Source organism: Pseudomonas sp. PME37.24/006 (assembly GCF_055556635.1).
In genome coordinates this window covers 654,929-675,165 of sequence record NZ_JBVHNL010000003.1, presented here as the reverse complement: position 1 = coordinate 675,165, position 20,237 = coordinate 654,929, and the positions used below count along the sequence as shown (strand labels likewise).

The following is a 20,237-nucleotide window of genomic DNA, read 5'->3' as shown; positions in this document are numbered from 1 at the left end:
GTTCCGCTTGTCGGTCGTCACGACGCTATCGGTATTTGTTGATAAGCATTATCATTCGCCGGATTGCTGCCACGCCTCTGGCGCATCGTCACGAGCAACCCCACGTCATGGTCGACCAGCCGTCTTCGCCCGAGCCTCGCCAGCCCGACCCGTCCGCGACGGAGCCGGTGCAGCGCGATGCTTTCCTGCGCACCTTTCTCGCCCGTCGTGAACAGATGGAGGCGGTGTTGCGGCGGCGTGTCGGTTGTCGGGCGACCGCGGCGGATCTGGTGCAGGAGCTGTTCCTGCGCTTCTGGCGACGGCCCAGTGCGCCGCTCGAGGACATGGGCAGCTACCTGATCCGCAGCGCCCACAACCTGGCCATCGACCATTTGCGCAGCGAGGGCGCGCGCACTCGCAACGAAGCCGGGCTGCTGCCCGAACAGCGTGGCGACAGCAGCGTTTCCCCGGACGCGGCTCTGGAGGCTGGCAGCGATCTGCGCCGCGTGGAGGCCGCGCTGCGGCGGCTGCCGGAGCGAACCCGGCATATCTTCCTGCTCAATCGCATTCACGGTCAGACCTACGGGCAGATCGCCCGCAGCATGGCGCTTTCCCAGAGCGCCGTGGAAAAACATATGATGCGCGCCCTGGAAGCCTGCAAGGCCAGCGTCATCGACACGCCGGCCAGCCACTCACACGGAAGCGCCGCGCCATGAGTCACGAGTCATATCTACAGGAGGAGTCACTGTCGCGCATCGAGCAGGACGCCTGGCTGTGGCTCGGCCGTTTGCAGGGCCAGCCGGGCGACAAGGTGCAGATGGCCTTCGAACAGTGGCTGGCCGCCGCGCCCGAGCATGTCGATACCTTCGTGCGCATGCAGTCGCTCTGGCACCTGAGCCGCCCTGCTGCCCAGCACCTCGCCGAGGAAGAGGCTGCCGCCCTGCAGCAGTACCTGCGCCCGCCGACGAGCAGGCGCCCGTATTGGGCTTCGGCATTGGCGCTGGCCGCCTGCCTGCTGCTGGTGGTCTGGGGAGGCGGGTGGCAGCCACTGCGTTGGGTCGATGACCTGGGCGCGGATATTGTCTCGGCGCCCGGGCAGCTGCGCAGCGTGACGTTGAGCGATGGCTCCACCGTGGTGCTGGATGCCGACAGCGCCATCGCCGTCGAATATGGCGCAGGCGAGCGGCACATCGAGCTGCGGCGCGGCGCGGCGTATTTCAGCGTGGTGCCAGGAGATATTCCCTTCACCGTGGCGGCTGCCGGTGGCGAAGCGCGGGTGCTCGGCACACGTTTCGAAGTACGCCGGCTCGATGACGGCGCGCGGGTTTCGGTGATGCAGGGCCGAGTGGCCGTCCGCGGTGGCCCCGCGGACACGGCGAGGGTACTCACTGCCGGCCAGCAACTGAGTTTTGCCGATGGGGTCAGCGGCACGCTGCAGGGTGTCGATGTCGACGCGCTAACGTCTTGGCGTGATGGTCGCCTGAGTTTCTATCGCGCACCCTTGGGCGAGGTGGTGGCCGAGCTACGCCGCTATTACCCAGGCCGCATAGTGCTGCTCAGCGATGAGCTGCGTGAGCAGCGGGTCAGTGGCAGCTTCGCCAGCCAGAATCCCCAGGCCATTCTCGATGCCCTGCAGGCGGTGGTCGGCTTCGAGCAACACAAGGTGCTGGGGCGGCTGATCATCCTGCGCTGAAAATATTTTCGCTGGAGGATGAGGTAAACCCCGTCGGCATCCGTGTACTGCTTTGAATGCGACTTTTTCGCAACGAGAACCAGCACCCGGGATGAACAAAGCCATGAATCACCGCACCATGCGTCGGCAGGATGCCACCTTGAAACATGTGGGCCTGGCGGCGCTGCTGCTGAGCGCAGGTATGCTGCCACTGGCACAACCCGCGCTGGCCCAGGCCGTTGCCGATCAGGCGGCGACCTACGCGTTCGCCATACCTGCGCAGCCGCTGCCGCAAGCGCTCGACGCGTTCAGCCGAACCACCGGCCTCAACCTGGTATACACCGACGAAGCGCCTTACGCCGTGCAGGCTCCGGCGCTGCAGGGGCGCATGAGCGTCGAGCAGGCGTTAGCCCGTTTGCTGGCTGGCTCCGGCTTCACCTACCGCCAGGCCGGCACCAATACCGTGGCGCTGCAGGCGCTGCGCAGCGAGGGCGCGGTCAATCTGGATGCCGTGAACATTCAGTCGCAACGCAGCACGGCCTACAGCTATCAGCCACCTGAAACCACCTCGCTGATGCGCAGCGACACGCCGCTGCTGGAGATTCCCCAGGCCGTTGCCGTGGTGCCGGCGCAGGTGCTGCAGGATCAGCAGCCCCAGAATCTCGATGATGCCCTGGCCAACGTCAGTGGCATCACCCAGTCCAATACCCTGGGTAGCACGCTCGATGCGGTGATGAAGCGCGGCTTTGGTGACAACCGTGACGGCTCCATCCTGCGTGACGGCATGCGCACCATCCAGGGCCGCAATTTCACCGCCACCGCCGAGCGGGTCGAAGTGCTCAAAGGGCCATCGTCGATGCTCTACGGCATTCTCGATCCGGGCGGTGTGATCAACGTGGTCAGCAAGAAGCCGCAGCTGGAAAGCTACCGCGCCATCACCGGCCGTGCCTCGACCTTCGGCCACGGCAAGAACGGCAGTGGCGGCACCCTCGATGTCACCGGCCCGCTGGGCGAAACAGGCCTGGCCTATCGGTTGGTCGCCGATTACGACGACGCCGACTACTGGCGCAGCTTCGGCAATAACCGCGACAAGACCTTTGCGCCCTCGCTTGCATGGTACGGCGAGGACACCACGGTGACCCTTAGCCATGAGTACCGCGAGTATTCGGTGCCTTTCGATCGCGGCACGGTGTTCCGTGACGGCAAGCCCCTGAACATTCCTGCCGAGCGCCGTCTGGACGAGGCTTACAACATCACCGACGGCCGCTCGCACCTGACCATCTTCGACCTGTCCCATCAGTTCAACGAAGACTGGAAGGCCCACTTCGCCTACAGCTACAACCGCGATCGTTATGACGATTACCAGGCGCGAATCTTCCGCGCAGAGAGCGACGGCACTTACACCAGGCGCCTGGACGGCACCCAGGGCGCGGTCAGTACCTCTCATTTCGCCACCTTCGATCTGGATGGCAAGGTGGTGCTCGGCGGTATGCAGCACGATCTGCTGATGGGCGTGGATCACGAGTACCGCAAGTTCTATCGCGCCGATCTGCTGCGCCAGAACACCGGCATTCGCTTCGACCCGTTCAACCCTGTCTACGGCGTGGTACCGGTACCAACCACGGTGGCGGCCTCCGATAGCGACCAGACCGATCGTGTGGTCACCCAGTCGGCCTTCATCCAGGATTCCATTCATCTCAACGAGCAGTGGATCTTCGTCGCTGGCGCCCGCTATCAGCTGTATGACCAACTTGCCGGGCGTGGACGGCCGTTCAACAAGAACACCGATATCGACGGCCAGGTCTGGGTGCCGCGCGTGGGCCTTGTATACAAACTCAACGACGAGCTGTCGCTGTACGGCGGTTATACCGAGTCCTTCAAGCCCAACTCGACGATTGCACCGTTGAGCAACGGCGTAACGATCAATGGCGTGCCGCCGGAGGAGGGTAAATCCTGGGAGCTCGGCGCCAAGCTTGATATGCCGGGGCGCATCACCGGTACCCTGGCGTTGTTCGATATCGTCAAGGAAAACGTGCTGGTTACCCAGACCATTGGCACTGAAACCATCGCTACTGGCGCTGGCGAAGTGCGCTCCCGAGGTGTGGAGCTGGACGTTACCGGGCAACTGACCGACAGCCTCAGCCTGATCGGCACGTTCGCGCTGACCGATGCCGAGGTGACCAAAGACCCCGATCTCAAGGGTAACGGGCTACAGAACGTCGCTCGGCAGACCGGCTCGCTTTCCGCTGTCTACGACTTTGGCGCGCTGTTTGGCGGCGACCGCCTGCGCGCTGGCGCCGGTGCGCGTTATGTCGGCGAGCGGGAAGGCGATGCCGGCAACACCTTCACCCTGCCGTCCTATACGGTGGCCGATGCCTTCGCCAGCTACGACACCCGCCTTGGCGACAACAAGCTCAAGCTGCAGCTCAACGTCAAGAACCTGTTCGACAAGACCTATTACAGCTCGTCGGTGAACACCCTCAACGTCTCGGTGGGTGATCCGCGCCAGGTGCAACTGTCCAGCACCCTGGAGTTCTGATTGCATTCAGACCGCATGGGCTGAGCGCGCGCGGACGACAATGCTTATCCACCCTCATATGAGGGTGGTATGAAGCCCTATCAGGCGGTGGTTCGAGTGCGCGGCGTGAGTGAAGGGTAGTCATCGCAGAAATGCTTCGGTGGATCGATGGAGCGTGATCCACCGAACCAATCAGATCACCCTGAACCCATGGGTGCCATCCCGGCCCAGTTGCTCGACCAGGCCGAACTCCCAGTCCAGGTAACCCTGCATCGCTTCGCGGGGGTTGTCCGTGCCTTCGTAGGGGCGGCGGTAGCGGTCGCTGCGTGGCACGGCCAGGTGCTGTTCGCCGGATTCGTCGGGTAGGCCGGCGGCGAACCAGGCAGCGTTGCCACCCGCGAGCAGGAACACCGGTTTGCCGGTCAGAGCCTGCAGTTCACTGACCACGAAGCGGGCCAGCAGGCTGCTGCCGCAGGTGAGTACATAGCGTTCGGCCACTGGCAGGTTTTCCAGGGCCTGCGGCAGTTGTGCGCGGATCGCCCAGTGGGCGCCGGGGATGTGACGTTTGACATGGTTGGCGCTGGTGGTGAAGTCGATCACTACGGTGTCGCCTGCGGCCAGCCAGGTTTGCAGAGTGTGCGGGCTGATTTCCTCGGCCTGCGGCAGAGCGGGCAGGGGAGTCGGCCAGGCGCCGGTTTCGCTGAAAGCGTTCTGTGGCAGGTTGTCCAGCACGTGCACCTCCCAGCCCAGTTGGGCCAACCAGGAGGCGCTCATGTTGGCGCGCACGCCGTCGTCATCGGCGAGCACGATGCGCGCACCGCGTACGCTGGCGAAGTGATCGGTTTCCTGTACCAGTTGGCCACCGGGCGTGGAGCGTGAGCCGGGCAGGTGGCCAGATTCGTATTCTTCCGGTGTGCGCACGTCGAACAGGTAAGTGGTGCGCGCTGGTTGTGCCTGCCAATGGCTCAGGTGTTCGAGCGTGGCACGGCCGACGCCGGCCTTGTCGGCCACGGCGCGTGCCGAGCGTGCAGCCTGCTCATGGTTGTTCGCGCTCACCTCGCCGAAGCGGCGGCTCTGACCGTGTTCCAGCTGCTGACCAGCCAGAGTCCAGCCGATGGTGCCGTTGCGCAGCGCGGCGACCGGGTTTGGTACGCCGGCATTCACCAGCGATTGAGTACCGATGATGCTGCGGGTGCGCCCCGCGCAGTTGACGATGATCTGCGTGGCCGGATCAGGCGCCAGCTCGCGGGCGCGCAGCACCAGCTCGGCACCCGGTACGCTGATTCCGCTGGGGATGCTCATGGTCTGGTATTCGTCGAAGCGGCGGGCGTCGAGCACCACCACGTCGGCCTTGGCATCGAGCAGCGCCTGTACCTCTTCGGCGGCCAGCGATGGCGTGTGGCGTTGGCTTTCCACCAGTTCGCCAAAAGACTTGCTCGGTACGTTGACGTCGCGAAACAGCTCGCCACCGGCGTTGCGCCAGCCGGCCAGTTGGCCTTGCAGCAGGGCCACGTCGCTGTAACCAAGTTGCAGCAGGCGTTCAGCGGCGACCTGGGCCAGACCTTCGCCATCGTCATAAACGGTGATCGCGGTGTCGCGGCGCGGCACCCGCGCGTAGATTTCCAGCTCGAGCTTGGACAGCGGAATATTGGCAGCGAACAGTGGATGTTCTTCGGCAAAGGGCGCTTCTTCGCGCACATCGATAAGGGCGACTTCCTGCTGTTGCAGCAGGGCGGTGCGGATATCGGCGAAAGAGCGGGTGTCGACTTGGCTCATGGTTCAGGACTCGTGTTGGGCAGGCTGCCGTTGGGCAATGGAGGGAGGCGTGGAGTAGCCGGAGATGAACAGTTTTTCGCTGCCGTCTTCGCGGTACACGGCGCGATGCACCGCACCGATGTCGGCGCCATAGACGTGGATGCTGATCGACACGCGATCATCGAAGGCATTGCTGACTTGATGGATGTCGCCGATGCGCGGCGATACCGCTTCTACCTGGCCGGGCTTGAGGCGCACGACGTCGCCATCGGCGTGTAGGCTGCCGTCGGCCTGGCGGCTGAATCCCTGGGAATCCTCGGCGCCACGCAGCATGCCGATCAGCCCCCAGACGCGGTGGTCGTGCACCGGTGTGCTTTGCCCTGGGCCCCAGACGAAGCTGACCACCGAGAAGCGCCGCGCTGGGTCAAGGTGCAGCAGGTATTGCTGGTAGCGCTCGGTACTGGGCTGCGCGAGTTCGCGCGGTAGCCAGTCGTCATGGCTGACCAGTTGCTGCAGCAGCTCACCACCGCGTTCGATCAGGGTGCCCTCATCGGGCTCGCGGTTCAGCAGATCCGAGAGGCCGGCAACGAAGGCGTTCAGGCGTTCCGGAGTTGTGGGGTGGCTCATGGCGGGTAATCCGTAGCGGTTTGGAGCCTAAGGTAGCAATCCGCCATTGATTATAAAAATTCAATTTATGCATAAGCTAATATGCGAATTGTGTAATTTTTTGGCGCGTCGCTCGGCTCGCCTTCTCTCCCTGCGGGGTTCCCCCGTCGTTCATGAGCGGGTTATTTCCATCGTCACCACGTGGCTGCAGGCCATGCTTGAGCCTGTCGTGCGATTTTTATTATTTCGCATATTAGGATATTCCTAAAATGAATTTCATTTCTTGTTCGTGTATCTATAAATTTTATAAGAATTAGCCATTAAAGACGTTTTCATTATAAGCGAGACGTTTGTAGCACCTTGGCTCCCGGACATGACCACGTGACAGGAATCGCGACATGAGCATTGAAATCATCGGCATGATTACGGCCGCGCCAGCTTCGGAAGTGGATCAGCCACTGGGCGATGCGGTTGATCCAGCATTCGTCGTCCGGTTCGCCCAGGCCCATGAAGAGGCGGGCTTCGACCGGGTACTGGTCGGCTATTTTTCCAACGGCCCGGAGGGGGCAGTGGTCAGCTCTTTCGCTGCTGCCGCGACGCGCAAGCTGGGCATTCTGCTGGCGTATCGGCCAGGGATGATCGCGCCGCCTCTGGCTGCCCGGCAGCTCGCCACGCTGGATCAGTTCAGTGGTGGGCGCCTGGCACTCAACGTTGTCAGTGGCGGCAATGACGAGGATTTGCAGCGCGACGGTGATTACCTCAATCACGCTCAGCGTTACGCCCGCACTGAAGAATACCTGCAGGCATTGAAAGCGATCTGGACGGCCGAGCAGCCGGTGGATTTCAGTGGCGACTTCTATCGTTTCCAGGGCGCCTCGCCTGCGGTGCGCTGCACTCAGCGCCCTCACATCCCGATATATTTCAGTGGTGCTTCGGCAGCGGCGGTGCAGGTCGCGGCGCAGCATGCCGACACCTACATGCTCTGGGGCGAGCCCCTGGCTTCGGTGGCCGAACAGGTTGCCAGCGTAAGGGCTGCCGCCGCCGTACATGGCCGCGTGCCGAGGTTCTCGGTGTCATTTCGACCCATCGTCGCCGACACCGAAGAGGCCGCCTGGAAGCGTGCTGCCGAGATACTCGAACAGATTCGCGAAAATCGCATTCGCCTGGGCTTGCCACTCACCGAGCACGCCCCCGAAAACGTCGGTTCGCAGCGCCTGTTGGCGGCTGCCGGGCAGGGTGAGGTACTGGACAGCCGCTTGTGGATGGGCGTTGCTCGGTTGACTGGCGCGCGCTGGAACTCTACCTCACTGGTCGGCACGCCCGAGCAGGTCGCGGCGGCGTTGGGTGAGTACTACAAGCTCGGGGTTTCCACCTTTCTGATTCGTGGTTTCGACCCACTGGGCGACGCCATCACCTATGGCCAGGGACTGATCCCTGCCATTCATGAACACATCGCCCGTCTGGGCAACCTTCCTGAGGAAACCTTGCAATGAAATTGTCCGCACTGTTGCGCACCGCGCTGGCTAGCGCGTTCCTGGCCGCGCCTCTGGTTCAGGCGGCCGAGCAGATCACCCTGCGCGTGGGTGACCAGAACTACTACAACGTCCGCGCTTCGGTGGAGGCCTCCGGTGTGCTGGAAGGCGCGCCCTACAAGGTCGACTGGAAGCATTTTCAGTCCGCCGCGCCAGTCGCGGAAGGCCTGGATGCGGGCGCGCTGGATCTGGGCTTTCTCGGCGATTCGGGCTTTATCTTCCTGGCTGCCAAGGGCGCGCCAGTGAAGCTGATCGGCGTATCGCGGCAGAACCCGGACACCATCGCGCTGCTGGTGCCCAAGGATTCGCCAGCCAAGACCATCGCTGACCTGAAAGGCAAAAAGGTTGCCTACTGGCCAGGAGCCTGGAGCCAGCAGTTGACCTTGCGGGCTCTGGAGAAAGCCGGGCTACCCCGCGACTACGTGGAGTTCGTCAAACTGATGCCCATCGACGCTGCTGCGGCGTTGCCACAGGGCAGCATCGACGCGTTCCCGGTGTGGGAACCCTACATCTCCCAGCAGATCGTGTTTTCCGGCGCCAAGCCGATCATCACCGCCCGCGACCTGATGCCGGGGCTGTCGAGTATCGCCGCCAACGCCGATACGCTGGATACGAAACGGGCCGCTATCACCGATTTCCTCGGTCGCCTGCAGAAGGCCCGCGCCTGGGTTGAGGCGAACAAGGAAACCTACGCGGATTTGTGGGCGAAGAAGGCCAATCTGGATCCTGCCGTGTCCCGCCACTGGATCGGCCAGGCCAACATGAGCGTCGGCCCGGTGGATGAGCAGGCAGCCCGTGATTATCAGGACACCGCCGACTTCCTCGTCGAAACCGGCGCATTGCCCAAGGCATTCGACACCAAGGCGGTTATCGACACCTCTTTTGGCAGCGCCTTCAAGTAAGCCAGGGCCTGCCACCGTACCGGCGGAGCAGGCAACATCATGACCGTTTCTTTCGAGCCCAGTGAGCGTACCCACGCAGCCGCTTTCGTCGCGTAATCGCCATTGGAGTCTGTCACATGTCCCGTATCCGTTTTACCGTCACTTCTCTTCTCGCCGCCTTGTCGTTCAGCAGTTTGTTGCAGGCCGCCGAGCCCGTCACCATTCGCCTCGGCGATGTGAAGGGTGATCGCTACGCCTCGCTGCGCGCTTCGGGCGAGCTGGAGAATCTCGATTACAAGGTCGAGCTGACGCCGTTCGCTGCCGGTGCCCCAGTGCTCGAAGCGCTGAATGCCAATGCCCTGGACGTTGGCTTCACCGGCGATATCCCGTTTCTGTTCGTACATGCCGCCGGTGCCCAGTTGAAGGCGGTAGGTGCCTGGCGCTACAACACCGCGACCGTGGCCCTGGTGGTGCCTGAGGGTTCAACCGCGCAGAGCGTGAAGGATCTCAAAGGCAAACGCATTGCCGTGAATCGTGGCGGCTGGGGGCATTTTCTGGCTCTTGGTCTGCTGGAGAAGAACGGCCTGACCGATAAGGATGTGACCTTCTCTTTCCTGGGCCCGGTCGATGGTCGTGCCGCGCTAGTGCGTGGCTCAGTGGATGCCTGGGTGCCGTGGGAACCCTACACCTCCAATGCCATCCTGATCGACAACGCACGGGTGATTGCTGATGGCCGCGGCATCATGAGCGGCTATTCCTACGCCCTGGCCAGCGAAAAAGCCCTGGCGGATGCCGACAAGAAAGCCGCCATCGGCGACCTTTTGGTTCGCCTGGCCAAGGCCCAGCAGTGGGCGCTTGCCCATCCACAGCAAATGGCTGACGCGCTGTCAGAAGACCTCAATATTCCCCAGAACGTCGCCCGGCGCTGGGTGGAAGAGGCGCGCATCCAGCCCGCCGCACTGGACGAGGAAGTCGCGACCAGCCTGCAGAAAGCCGCAGACTTCTTCCACCGCCATGGCGTGTTACCGAAACAGCTGGATGTGCAGCAGGCATTCGATTTCAGCCTGGCGGGGGATGTGCGTAAAGCGATCGCAGAAGATCGGCCGCAGGCAGCTCGCTGATAGCGAAGAAACAGGCGTAGAGTTTCTGCGCGAATGGCAACCAGACTGCTACCCGATGGGTTCGCTCCCTGTGGCATCCGTTAATTGGGGGTAGGCTGTCGGGCAGCTAATCGGCACGCTCGAAAACGATTCTGACCTTTGCGCCTCCAGGGCGATGGAAGCTTTCGATCATCTGGTTGCCTTGTACGTCCATGCGCAGTTCCCGGGTCGTCCGCACGTCGCCGATCCAGTTCGGGAACGATGAACCCTCCACGGTATTGCCGCTGAAGTTGCCTTGTGCATCGATGGTATAGCGGCCATACAACGCCAGACTGCCTGCTATGACGGCGCGATTTTCCGCGTCGGTTCCTCTGCCACGTTCGTTGGACTGGAAGCGTGGAATGCGTGGGTCGTGCAGGAATTCCACGAAGTACATATCCGGTGTGAAGACCAGTCTGCCGCGTGGCTCGGGCCCGTAGGGGTAAGACGTCATGCCATCGATTTCAATTGTGGCGGCGATCAGGTTCCAGGTGCCGGCGACCCTGTTAGATTCCTGCGCGGCCACGCTGCTCGCGCCGCCCAGCACGAGTGCAGCGGCTATGGTCATTCGGGCTAACTGATACAGACTCATCTCAGGCTCCTTGGCTGTCGGCCGAAAAGGCTACAGCGCGCTGGGCTTCGAGCGATTCGAGGCGCTGGGTCAGCGCGCGATGGATGTTTTCGTAGGCAGTACTGCCCAGAGCCAGCCGCAGGGGAGGATGAGCCGAGTCGGCCGCCTGTATGATCGCGTCGACCGTATTAGCGGCATCTCCACGGATCTCGAATGCGCCTGTGGCGATCATCTCGTGAACCTTGCCTGCCGGTGTGTCCTGGTAAACGCCGGAAGGAGTTGCCAGATCGAGCGCCGCGGCGAAGTTCGTGCGGGTAGGGCCCGGTTCGGCGAGGATGAAGTCGATCCCGAACGGTGCTACCTCCTGCGCCACGGCCTCGACGAAGCCTTCGATACCCCATTTGCTGGCGTGATAGAGGCTGAAGCCGGGATAGGCAATCTGCCCACCCTCGGATGACAACTGGACGATGCGCCCGCCGCCCTGAGCGCGCAGGTGCGCCAGGCTGCTGCGGATCAACTGGATCGAACCGGTCAGGTTGGTGGCCAGCAGCCGGTCGATCTGTTCGTCGCTTACCTGTTCGCTGGCACCGAACAGGCCGTAGCCCGCGTTGCTGACGATCACGTCGATACGACCGAAACGCTCGAAGGCGTGATCGATCAGGCTATGAATCTGTGAGGTATCGGTCAGGTCAAGCGGCAGTACCTGAAGGTGTTCCCCGTAAGCGCTCAGTAGATCCTGCAAGGCCTCGCAGCGGCGTGCTGTGGCGATTACCCGGTCACCGCGCTCCAGCAGTTTGCGGGTCATTATTTTGCCAAGTCCGGATGTGGCTCCAGTGATAAGCCAAGTCTTGTTCATGGTTAGCGCTCTTTGGTGAGTTCAGATCACTGTAATCATTCACCCTGTTGAGATAATCGGCTTTAATCCGCATGAGCTGGTGAATGGGAGTGAACAATGAATAGGCCGACGCTGACCGATCTCACCGCATTGATGGCCGTGGCGCAGCACCGCAGCTTTCGCAAGGCTGCCGATGAACTGGGGATCTCGCGCTCTTCGCTCAGCCACGTGATTGCCGCGCTGGAGCGCAGGCTGGGTGTCCGCCTGCTGCACCGCACGACACGTAGCGTGGCGCCGACCGAGGCAGGCGAGCATTTTCTGCAGCGCTTGGTGCCGGTATTGCAGGGGTTGGATCAAGCCATCGATGCGCTGACCGAAGAGGGTGGTCATGTCACCGGAACCTTGCGCATCAACGGCGGCGAGGAGGCCATGCGCGTATTGCTCAGGCGAGTGGTGCCGACCTTCCTGGAGCGTTATCCGCAGGTTTCACTGGATCTGGTCACCGATGGTCAACTGGTGGATGTCGTGCGCGAGGGCTTCGATGCCGGCATTCGGCTGCAAGAGGCTGTGCCGCAGGACATGATCGCAGTCGCCCTGAGTGAAGATTTTCGTTTCCTGGCAGTGGCTGCCCCGGGTTATCTGGCTAGCGCCGGTAGGCCGCAAACACCCGAGGACTTGCGCGCGCATCGCTGCATTCGTCAGCGCCTGCCGAGTGGCAAGCTGTACCGCTGGGAATTCGAGCAGCGCGGGCAGGAGATTGTCGTCGACGTGCCCGGCGCCATGACTCTTAACCATACGCAACTGATGATCGAAGCCGCGGTCAACGGGTTGGGCATCGCCTATGTGCCGGAAATGGCGGCACAGCGATGGTTGGAGGATGGGAGGCTGATCGCCCTGCTGGAGGGCTGGTCGCCGCAGGTTGGCGGGCTGCGTCTGTATTACCCGGGCCATCGCCACGTATCGGCAGCGTTGAGGGGATTTATCGACGTGATGAAAAGCGTTCGTTAGCGACGCCATGTGGCCGTGACAGGCGCATGGTATCGAGCGTTCTTAGAGCGGCGTCTTGTCCTGCTCTTCTGGGTGATCCTTGACCACGCCGGGTACGTGTAGCCCGCTTTCAGCGACTTGGCTGCCTTCCAGTTGCGGTTGGGTCACCCAGGTGAGGATGTCGTAATAGCGGCGGATGTTGCGCACGAAGTGCACTGGTTCGCCGCCGCGGGCGTAGCCGTAGCGGGTTTTGCTGTACCACTGCTTCTGCGACAGGCGTGGCAGGATCTTCTGCACGTCGAGCCACTTGTTGGGATCAAGCCCCTCGGCTTCGGTCAGCTTGCGGGCGTCTTCCAAATGCCCGCCGCCCACGTTGTATGAAGCGAGGGCGAACCAGGTACGATCCGGTTCCTGAATACTGTCTGGCAGTTGTTCCTTGACGTGCACCAGGTACTTGGCGCCGCCCTGGATGCTCTGCTGCGGATTGAGGCGGTCGGACACGCCCATCGCCTGGGCGGTGCGCAGGGTCAGCATCATCAGGCCGCGTACGCCAGTCTTGGAGGTGGCGCCGGGCTGCCAGAGCGATTCCTGATAGCCCACGGCAGCGAGCATGCGCCAGTCCAGATCGTTTTCCTGTGCAGCCTTGCGGAAGTGTTTTTCGTAACGCGGCAGGCGTTGCTGCAGATGCTGGGCGAAGGTATAGGCACCGACGTAGCCGAGTACATCGACGTGGCCGTAGTAGCGCTCCTTCAGACGTTGCAAGCTGCCGTTGTCCTGAGAGCGGCGCAGAAAACCGTCGACCTGATCGAGCAGGCTGGTGTCTTCGCCCTGGGCCACGGCCCAGCCCAGGTTGCGCGAGTCGCCGAGGTCGAAGCCAACGCGCACGTTGGGGAAATACACCTGGTTCATGGCCAGCTCGTTGGAGTCGACCAGGGTCAGGTCGATCTGCCCTTCATCCACCATGCGCAGCAGGTCGACCACTTCCACATCGGCCGATTCCTCGTACTGCAGCTCTGGTTCCTCGATCTTCAGCGCGGCCAGCTGTTCGGCATGGCTACTGCCCTTGAGCACCAGAATGCGCTTGCCGACCAGATCCGCAGGGCGGCTCGGGCGACGTTGGCCGTTGCGGTAGACGATCTGCGGGGTGACTTCCAGATAGGGCACGGAGAAGCGCGCACTTTGCTGGCGCCCCTGGCTTTCCACAAGGCCGGCGGCAGCCAGCACTGGGCCGTTGGGCTGGCCTAGGCGGGAAAATAAGTCGTCGAGGTTGTCGGCGGTCTGGATTTCCAGTTTTACGTCGAGGTCGTCGGCGAAGCGCTTGACCAGCTCGTACTCGAAGCCGGTTTCGCCGTTACGATCCTGGAAGTAGGTAGCCGGGCTGTTGCGGGTTATTACACGCAGCACGCCTTCCTCCTTGATACGCTCAAGGCTGCTGGGAGGTTCCGCGCAGCCGCTGAGCATCAGGAGTAATCCGATCGCCGAGAGCCAGCCGGCGTAGCGCTTGCCAATCAGGTAAGGGGAGGGCATCGGCGCAGTATACGCCAACGTCGTGCCGTTCCATATCTGGACAGCGAAGCCGCGCTCTGCTAGGCAAACGTGCTTTTTTCGACGTATTTCGCTCGTCACCCGCCAATCACCGTACGGCGCGAGTGGGCGTGCCGCGAACGACGCTTTAGGCTAGAATACGCGGCCTCAAAGTACACCCCCTTCCCAGAGGCTGTCCCCGATGTTGATCCTGCGCGGCGCTCCCGCCCTTTCTGCTTTTCGTCACGGTAAATTGCTCGAGCAACTGACCGGCAAGGTTCCCGCTGTGACCGGCCTTTACGCCGAGTTCGCACACTTTGCCGATGTCGACGGTGCGTTGAGTGCCGATGAAGAGCAAGTGCTGGCCCGTTTGCTGAAGTACGGCCCGAGTGTGCCGGTGCAGGAGCCAAGCGGTCGTCTACTGCTGACCATCCCGCGTTTTGGCACCATTTCGCCCTGGTCGAGCAAGGCCAGCGACATCGCCCGCAACTGCGGCCTGGGCAAGATTCGCCGCCTGGAGCGGGGTATCGCCTATTACGTCTCGGGCGAGCTGAGCGACGCCGATGTGCAGCAGGCGGCCGCCATCCTGCATGACCGCATGACCCAGCTGGTGCTGAGCAACCTGGAAGACGCTGCCAAGCTGTTCAGCCATGCCGAGCCCAAGCCGCTGACCGCAGTGGACATCCTCGGTGGCGGTCGTGCCGCGCTGGAAAAGGCCAACACCGAGTTGGGCCTGGCCCTGGCCGAAGACGAAATCGATTATCTGGTCGAGGCCTTCCAGGGCCTGAAGCGCAACCCGCACGACATCGAACTGATGATGTTCGCCCAGGCTAACTCCGAGCATTGCCGCCACAAGATCTTCAATGCCAGCTGGGACATCGACGGCCAAGCCCAAGAAAAATCCCTGTTCGGCATGATCAAGAACACCTACCAGATGAACAGCGAAAACGTGCTGTCCGCTTATAAGGACAACGCGTCGGTCATCGTCGGCCACACCGCCGGGCGTTTCTTCCCCAATCCTGAAACCCGCCAGTACGGTGCGGTGCAGGAGCCGGTGCATATCCTGATGAAGGTGGAAACCCACAACCACCCGACGGCCATCTCGCCGTTCTCGGGTGCTTCCACCGGTTCCGGCGGCGAGATTCGCGACGAGGGCGCTACCGGTCGCGGCGCCAAGCCGAAAGCCGGCCTGACCGGTTTCACCGTCTCCAACCTGAACATTCCCGGCTTCGAACAGCCTTGGGAACAGGCCTACGGCAAGCCTGAGCGCATCGTCACGCCACTGGACATCATGATCGAAGGCCCACTGGGCGGCGCTGCGTTCAACAACGAATTCGGTCGTCCGGCGCTGACCGGCTACTTCCGTACCTTCGAACAGTCGATCAGCACCCCCCATGGCGACGAAGTGCGCGGCTATCACAAGCCGATCATGCTCGCCGGTGGCATGGGCAACATCCGTGAAGATCACGTGCAGAAGGCCGAGATCACCGTTGGCGCCAAGCTGATCGTGCTCGGCGGCCCGGCCATGCTGATCGGTCTGGGCGGCGGCGCCGCTTCGTCGGTCGCCACCGGTGCCAGCTCGGCCGATCTGGATTTCGCCTCGGTACAGCGCGAGAACCCGGAAATGGAACGCCGTTGCCAGGAGGTCATCGACCGCTGCTGGCAGCTGGGCGACCAGAACCCCATCGCCTTCATCCATGACGTTGGCGCGGGTGGTATCTCCAACGCCTTCCCGGAACTGGTCAACGATGGCGGCCGCGGTGGTCGTTTCGAGCTGCGCAACGTGCCCAACGACGAGCCGGGCATGGCCCCGCACGAGATCTGGAGCAACGAGTCCCAGGAACGTTACGTACTGGCCGTCAGCGCTGTGGATTTCGACCGCTTCCAGGCCATCTGCGAGCGCGAGCGCTGCCCATTCGCGGTAGTCGGTGAAGCCACCGAAGAGCCGCAATTGACCGTAACCGACAGCCATTTCGGCAACACGCCGGTGGACATGCCACTGGAAGTGCTGCTCGGCAAGCCGCCGCGTATGCACCGCTCGGTAACCCGTGAAGTCGAGCTGGGCGATGACTTCGACCCTAGCACCCTTGACATCACCGAAGCCGCCGAGCGCGTATTGCGCCACCCGGCCGTGGCCAGCAAGAGCTTCCTGATCACCATCGGCGACCGCACCATCACCGGCCTGGTTGCCCGTGATCAGATGGTTGGCCCTTGGCAGGTTCCGGTTGCTGATGTCGCCGTCACCGCCACCAGCTTCGACGTTTACACCGGTGAAGCCATGGCGATGGGCGAGCGCACGCCGCTGGCACTGCTCGATGCCCCTGCGTCCGGTCGCATGGCCATCGGTGAAACCCTGACCAACATCGCTGCTTCGCGTATCGAGAAACTGTCCGACATCAAACTGTCCGCCAACTGGATGTCTGCTGCGGGTCACCCGGGTGAAGACGCGCGTCTGTACGACACGGTGAAAGCCGTCGGCATGGAGCTGTGCCCCGAGCTGGGTCTGACCATTCCGGTGGGCAAGGACTCGATGTCGATGAAGACCAAGTGGAGCGAAGAGGGCGCAGAGAAGAGCGTCACCTCGCCGCTGTCGCTGATCGTCACCGGTTTCGCGCCGGTCGCCGATGTGCGCAAGACCCTGACGCCCGAGCTGCGCATGGACAAGGGCGAGACCGATCTGATCCTGATCGACCTCGGCCGTGGCCAGAACCGCATGGGCGCTTCGATCCTCGCCCAGGTGTACAGCCAGCTTGGCCGTCAGGCGCCGGACGTCGACGACGCCGAAGACCTCAAGGCGTTCTTCGCGGTGATCCAGGGCCTCAACGCCGACGGTCACCTGCTGGCCTACCACGACCGTTCCGACGGCGGCCTGTTGGTCAGCGCGCTGGAAATGGCCTTCGCCGGTCATTGCGGCCTGAACCTGCAGCTCGACGGCCTGGCCGAGAGCCGCGAGGAGCTGGCGGCCATCCTCTTCAACGAAGAGCTTGGTGCGCTGATCCAGGTTCGTCAGGACGCCACCCCGGACGTGCTGGCGCAGTTCAGCGCTGCCGGCCTCGCCGACTGCGTCGCGGTAATCGGCCAGCCGGTCAACAATGGCGATGTGGCCATCAGTTTCAACGACCAGCCGGTGTTCACCGGTCAGCGTCGCCTGCTGCAGCGTCAGTGGGCTGAAACCAGCCATCGCATTCAGCGTCTGCGTGACAACGTCGACTGCGCGGACCAGGAATTCGATGCGCTGCTGGAAGAAGACAATCCTGGCCTGAGCGTCAAGCTTGGCTTCGACGTCAACGACAACATCGCCGCGCCTTACATCAAGAAGGGCGTGCGTCCGCAGGTTGCCGTGCTGCGTGAGCAGGGCGTCAACGGTCAGGTGGAAATGGCCGCGGCCTTCGACCGCGCCGGTTTCGCTGCGCTGGACGTGCACATGAGCGACATCCTCGCCGGTCGTGTCGACCTGAACGACTTCAAGGGCCTGGTCGCCTGTGGTGGCTTCTCTTATGGCGACGTGCTCGGCGCTGGTGAAGGCTGGGCCAAGTCGGCATTGTTCAACGCCCGTGCCCGCGATGCCTTCCAGGGCTTCTTCGAGCGCAAGGACAGCTTCACCCTTGGCGTGTGCAACGGCTGCCAGATGCTCTCCAACCTGCACGAGCTGATTCCGGGCAGCGAGTTCTGGCCGCACTTCGTGCGCAACCGTTCCGAGCAGTTCGAAGCCCGCGTCGCCATGGTTCAGGTGCAGGAGTCGGCATCGATCTTCCTGCGCGGCATGGCAGGTTCGCGCATGCCAATCGCTATCGCCCACGGTGAAGGTCATGCCGAGTTCGAGAGCGAAGAGGCACTGCTGGAAGCCGACCTGTCCGGCACCGTCGCACTGCGTTTTGTCGACAACCACGGCAAGGTCACCGAAAACTACCCGGCCAACCCCAACGGCTCGCCGCGCGGGATCACTGGCCTCACCAGCCGTGACGGTCGCGTGACCATCATGATGCCGCACCCGGAGCGCGTGTTCCGCGCCGTGCAGAACTCCTGGCGCCCGGATGACTGGCAGGAAGACGGCGGCTGGCTGCGCATGTTCCGCAATGCGCGGGTGTGGGTCGACTGATCCACAGTCGGTGACAAGAAAAACGCCAGGCATTGCCTGGCGTTTTTCGTTTCAGCGCTACGTATAAGTCTATATCCGCAGGGTAAGGGAGGTATCTGACCCTCCTCGGGAAACCACAGGGTCTTCGTCGCGCCTTAACCCACCATCGCTGCGACCCACAATGCCTTCAGGCGAAGTGTGCGACGCATCGCCCAATCCCATTACAACGTCTTTCTAGCCGGGAACGGTGCCTCCTGAAGCGAGTCTGAATATGTCAGCAGTGTCGGCTGTGTCACGCATCGGATGTGTCAATGTGCCATTATTCTGTGACATGATTAGCTTATTGTTTTCAGCGACTTGCAGCGGAGTAGTTGATGTACAAATTTTGTTTCTACGTTCCGGAAAGTCATCTGGAAAGCGTGAAGTCGGCCGTATTTGTAGCGGGCGGCGGGCGTATCGGCGAGTACGAGCAATGCTGTTGGCAAACGCTTGGCCGCGGCCAGTTTCGCCCGCTTGAGGGCAGCACGCCGTTCATTGGTCAGAGCGGAGAGCTGGCAACGCTCGCGGAGTGGAAGGTCGAGCTGGTGGTCGCCGATGAGCTGATCCACAACGCGGTCAAGGCAATGAAGAAAAACCATCCTTACGAAATGCCCGCTTTCGAAGTGTGGCGTTTGTCCGATCTGCAGTTCTGACTCAGCCTGCTGCCCGCCAGCAGGCTATCGATAGATCGACTTCCGCAATCTTTGCCGCGCTCGAGGCGCCCATTTCGAGCCTTAATCGGTGACTGCCAATTCCTGCTCGCTTTCCTGCTCGGGCCGACGCTGGATGCTGCCGCAGGCGAGCAGGCCGACCTCGAACAGCAGCCACATCGGCACTGCCAACATGGTTTGCGAGAACACGTCGGGTGGGGTCAGCAACATGCCCACCACGAAGCAGCCGACGATCACGTAAGGCCGGCTACGGCGCAGCGTGTCGACATCCGTCAGCCCGGCCCAGACGATGATGAAGGTGGCCACCGGAATTTCGAAGGCCAATCCGAATGCCAGGAACAGCGCCAGGATGAAGTCCAGGTACAGGGCGATATCGGTCATCATTTCCACGCCGTCCGGCGTGACGCTGGCGAAGAAGCCAAACATCATCGGGAACACCGCGAAGAACGCGAAGGCCATGCCTGCATAGAACAGCAGAATGCTCGAGACCAGCAGAGGTACCGCGATGCGCCGCTCGCGGCGATACAGCCCCGGCGCCACGAACCCCCAGGCCTGATGCAGCAGCACGGGCATGGAGATGAATACGGCGACCATCATGGTCAGCTTGAATGGCGCCAGGAAGGGCGACGTCACGCTGGTGGCGATCATGCTCGCGCCTTCTGGCAGGTAGCGGCGCAGCGGTTCGGAGATCAGCGTGTAGAGCGTCTGCGCGAACGGAAACAGCCCCAGGAACGCCAGCACAATAACCAGCAGGCAGCGTACCAGTCGCTTGCGCAGTTCTCCCAGGTGGGCGGTCAATGGCATGTTGCTCATATTGTGCCCTCGGGTTTGGCAGCCGTCGGCTGCTGCTCTGCTTGGAGGTTGATATTGCGACGCAGCTCCTGCTCCAGTTGCCGCAACGGCGCAGCGTCCAGTTCCTTGCTTACGGCCTGGGCATCCAGTTCACGTTCGACCTGATCGCGCAGCATGCCCATCGCCCGCTTTGCCTGGCCAAGGCCGCGACCCAGCGTACGGGCTGCGACCGGCAGGCGTTCCGGGCCTAGCACCAGTAGCGCCACAACACTCACCAGCAGTAGTTCGGTGAAGCCTACTTCGAACATCAGGCCTGACGATCCGCTTGGGTGTGGGACTGTTGAGCGGCTCCCGGCAACGGCGCCTGTTGTTGCACCTGCGCGGGCGTCTCGTCTGTTTCACTGTTACTGGCCATGGATTTGCGGAAGCCCTGGATGGTTTCTCCAAGATCGCCACCCAGCGTCTTCAGACGTTTGCTGCCGAACAGCAAGAATACGATCAACAGCACGATGACCAGTTGCCAGATACCGATGCCGCCCATTGCGAATCTCCAACACTATGAAATTGAAGGACTAATTTGCCTGCGCTTTATGACGCTACGGTGACGTGGTGATGACGAAAAGGGGCGTTTGCCACGTCTCTGCAACATTCAGCCTGT

17 protein-coding genes are annotated in these 20,237 nt (G+C 62.4%); 9 read left to right on the top strand and 8 right to left on the bottom strand.

Annotation, left to right across the window (positions count from 1 at the left end):
* The first annotated feature begins 107 nt into the window (after positions 1–107).
* From ACZ3GY_RS14190 to ACZ3GY_RS14180, 3 genes are all read left to right on the top strand, one after another.
* Positions 108–695, top strand: coding sequence for an RNA polymerase sigma factor (locus tag ACZ3GY_RS14190; RefSeq protein WP_465910619.1), 588 nt, complete (start codon positions 108–110; stop codon positions 693–695).
* A complete protein-coding gene (locus ACZ3GY_RS14185) occupies positions 692–1,672 on the top strand; it encodes a FecR family protein (RefSeq protein ID WP_463565742.1) in 981 nt (326 codons plus the stop codon). Before ACZ3GY_RS14190 ends, ACZ3GY_RS14185 begins: the two co-directional genes overlap by 4 nt.
* A 103-nt stretch (positions 1,673–1,775) precedes the next feature.
* Complete coding sequence (locus ACZ3GY_RS14180) at positions 1,776–4,190, top strand: TonB-dependent siderophore receptor (protein ID WP_465910617.1); 2,415 nt, start codon at positions 1,776–1,778, stop codon at positions 4,188–4,190.
* A gap of 171 nt (positions 4,191–4,361) precedes the next feature.
* On the opposite strand, the gene ACZ3GY_RS14175 is transcribed toward ACZ3GY_RS14180, so the two are convergent.
* Both ACZ3GY_RS14175 and ACZ3GY_RS14170 read right to left on the bottom strand, forming a co-directional pair.
* Positions 4,362–5,945 (bottom strand): rhodanese-related sulfurtransferase, encoded by a 1,584-nt coding sequence (locus ACZ3GY_RS14175; protein WP_465910616.1) that lies wholly within the window; start codon positions 5,943–5,945, stop codon positions 4,362–4,364.
* Positions 5,946–5,948: 3 nt separating this feature from the next.
* Entirely contained in the window at positions 5,949–6,551 is a 603-nt protein-coding gene (locus ACZ3GY_RS14170) for a cysteine dioxygenase family protein (RefSeq protein WP_225839240.1), read from the bottom strand.
* 377 nt (positions 6,552–6,928) lie between these two features.
* On the opposite strand from ACZ3GY_RS14170, the gene ACZ3GY_RS14165 reads away from it, so the two are divergent.
* From ACZ3GY_RS14165 to ACZ3GY_RS14155, 3 genes are all read left to right on the top strand, one after another.
* On the top strand, positions 6,929–8,023 hold the full coding sequence (locus ACZ3GY_RS14165) for an LLM class flavin-dependent oxidoreductase (protein WP_498056004.1): 1,095 nt from the start codon (positions 6,929–6,931) through the stop codon (positions 8,021–8,023).
* Positions 8,020–8,964, top strand: a complete 945-nt coding sequence (locus ACZ3GY_RS14160; RefSeq protein ID WP_465910615.1) for an ABC transporter substrate-binding protein — start codon at positions 8,020–8,022, stop codon at positions 8,962–8,964. Before ACZ3GY_RS14165 ends, ACZ3GY_RS14160 begins: the two co-directional genes overlap by 4 nt.
* A 116-nt stretch (positions 8,965–9,080) precedes the next feature.
* Entirely contained in the window at positions 9,081–10,064 is a 984-nt protein-coding gene (locus tag ACZ3GY_RS14155) for an ABC transporter substrate-binding protein (protein WP_465910614.1), read from the top strand.
* Positions 10,065–10,170: 106 nt separating this feature from the next.
* Here ACZ3GY_RS14155 and ACZ3GY_RS14150 read toward each other — a convergent pair whose 3' ends face one another.
* Positions 10,171–10,674: a lipocalin-like domain-containing protein gene (locus tag ACZ3GY_RS14150; RefSeq protein WP_465910612.1), complete on the bottom strand. Its 504-nt coding sequence runs from the start codon at positions 10,672–10,674 to the stop codon at positions 10,171–10,173.
* 1 nt (position 10,675) lies between these two features.
* Positions 10,676–11,509: an SDR family oxidoreductase gene (locus ACZ3GY_RS14145; protein WP_465910611.1), complete on the bottom strand. Its 834-nt coding sequence runs from the start codon at positions 11,507–11,509 to the stop codon at positions 10,676–10,678.
* 96 nt (positions 11,510–11,605) lie between these two features.
* Here ACZ3GY_RS14145 and ACZ3GY_RS14140 point away from each other — a divergent pair, with 96 nt between their 5' ends.
* Positions 11,606–12,496, top strand: coding sequence for a LysR family transcriptional regulator (locus ACZ3GY_RS14140; protein WP_465910610.1), 891 nt, complete (start codon positions 11,606–11,608; stop codon positions 12,494–12,496).
* A gap of 42 nt (positions 12,497–12,538) precedes the next feature.
* On the opposite strand, the gene mltF is transcribed toward ACZ3GY_RS14140, so the two are convergent.
* Positions 12,539–14,002, bottom strand: coding sequence for a membrane-bound lytic murein transglycosylase MltF (mltF, locus tag ACZ3GY_RS14135; RefSeq protein ID WP_463565733.1), 1,464 nt, complete (start codon positions 14,000–14,002; stop codon positions 12,539–12,541).
* Positions 14,003–14,201: 199 nt separating this feature from the next.
* Here mltF and purL point away from each other — a divergent pair, with 199 nt between their 5' ends.
* Together purL and ACZ3GY_RS14125 are read left to right on the top strand one after the other, a co-directional pair.
* A complete protein-coding gene (purL, locus tag ACZ3GY_RS14130) occupies positions 14,202–18,098 on the top strand; it encodes a phosphoribosylformylglycinamidine synthase (protein ID WP_465910609.1) in 3,897 nt (1,298 codons plus the stop codon).
* 353 nt (positions 18,099–18,451) lie between these two features.
* Entirely contained in the window at positions 18,452–18,769 is a 318-nt protein-coding gene (locus ACZ3GY_RS14125) for a YqfO family protein (RefSeq protein WP_463565731.1), read from the top strand.
* An 81-nt stretch (positions 18,770–18,850) separates the two neighbouring features.
* On the opposite strand, the gene tatC is transcribed toward ACZ3GY_RS14125, so the two are convergent.
* From tatC to tatA, 3 genes are read right to left on the bottom strand one after another with little or no spacing between them, the layout of a single operon-like run.
* Complete coding sequence (gene tatC / locus ACZ3GY_RS14120) at positions 18,851–19,600, bottom strand: twin-arginine translocase subunit TatC (RefSeq protein WP_465910607.1); 750 nt, start codon at positions 19,598–19,600, stop codon at positions 18,851–18,853.
* Positions 19,597–19,887, bottom strand: coding sequence for a Sec-independent protein translocase protein TatB (gene tatB, locus ACZ3GY_RS14115; protein ID WP_463565729.1), 291 nt, complete (start codon positions 19,885–19,887; stop codon positions 19,597–19,599). Before tatB ends, tatC begins: the two co-directional genes overlap by 4 nt.
* Positions 19,887–20,120 (bottom strand): twin-arginine translocase TatA/TatE family subunit, encoded by a 234-nt coding sequence (tatA, locus tag ACZ3GY_RS14110; RefSeq protein ID WP_463565728.1) that lies wholly within the window; start codon positions 20,118–20,120, stop codon positions 19,887–19,889. Before tatA ends, tatB begins: the two co-directional genes overlap by 1 nt.
* Positions 20,121–20,237: the final 117 nt, after the last annotated feature.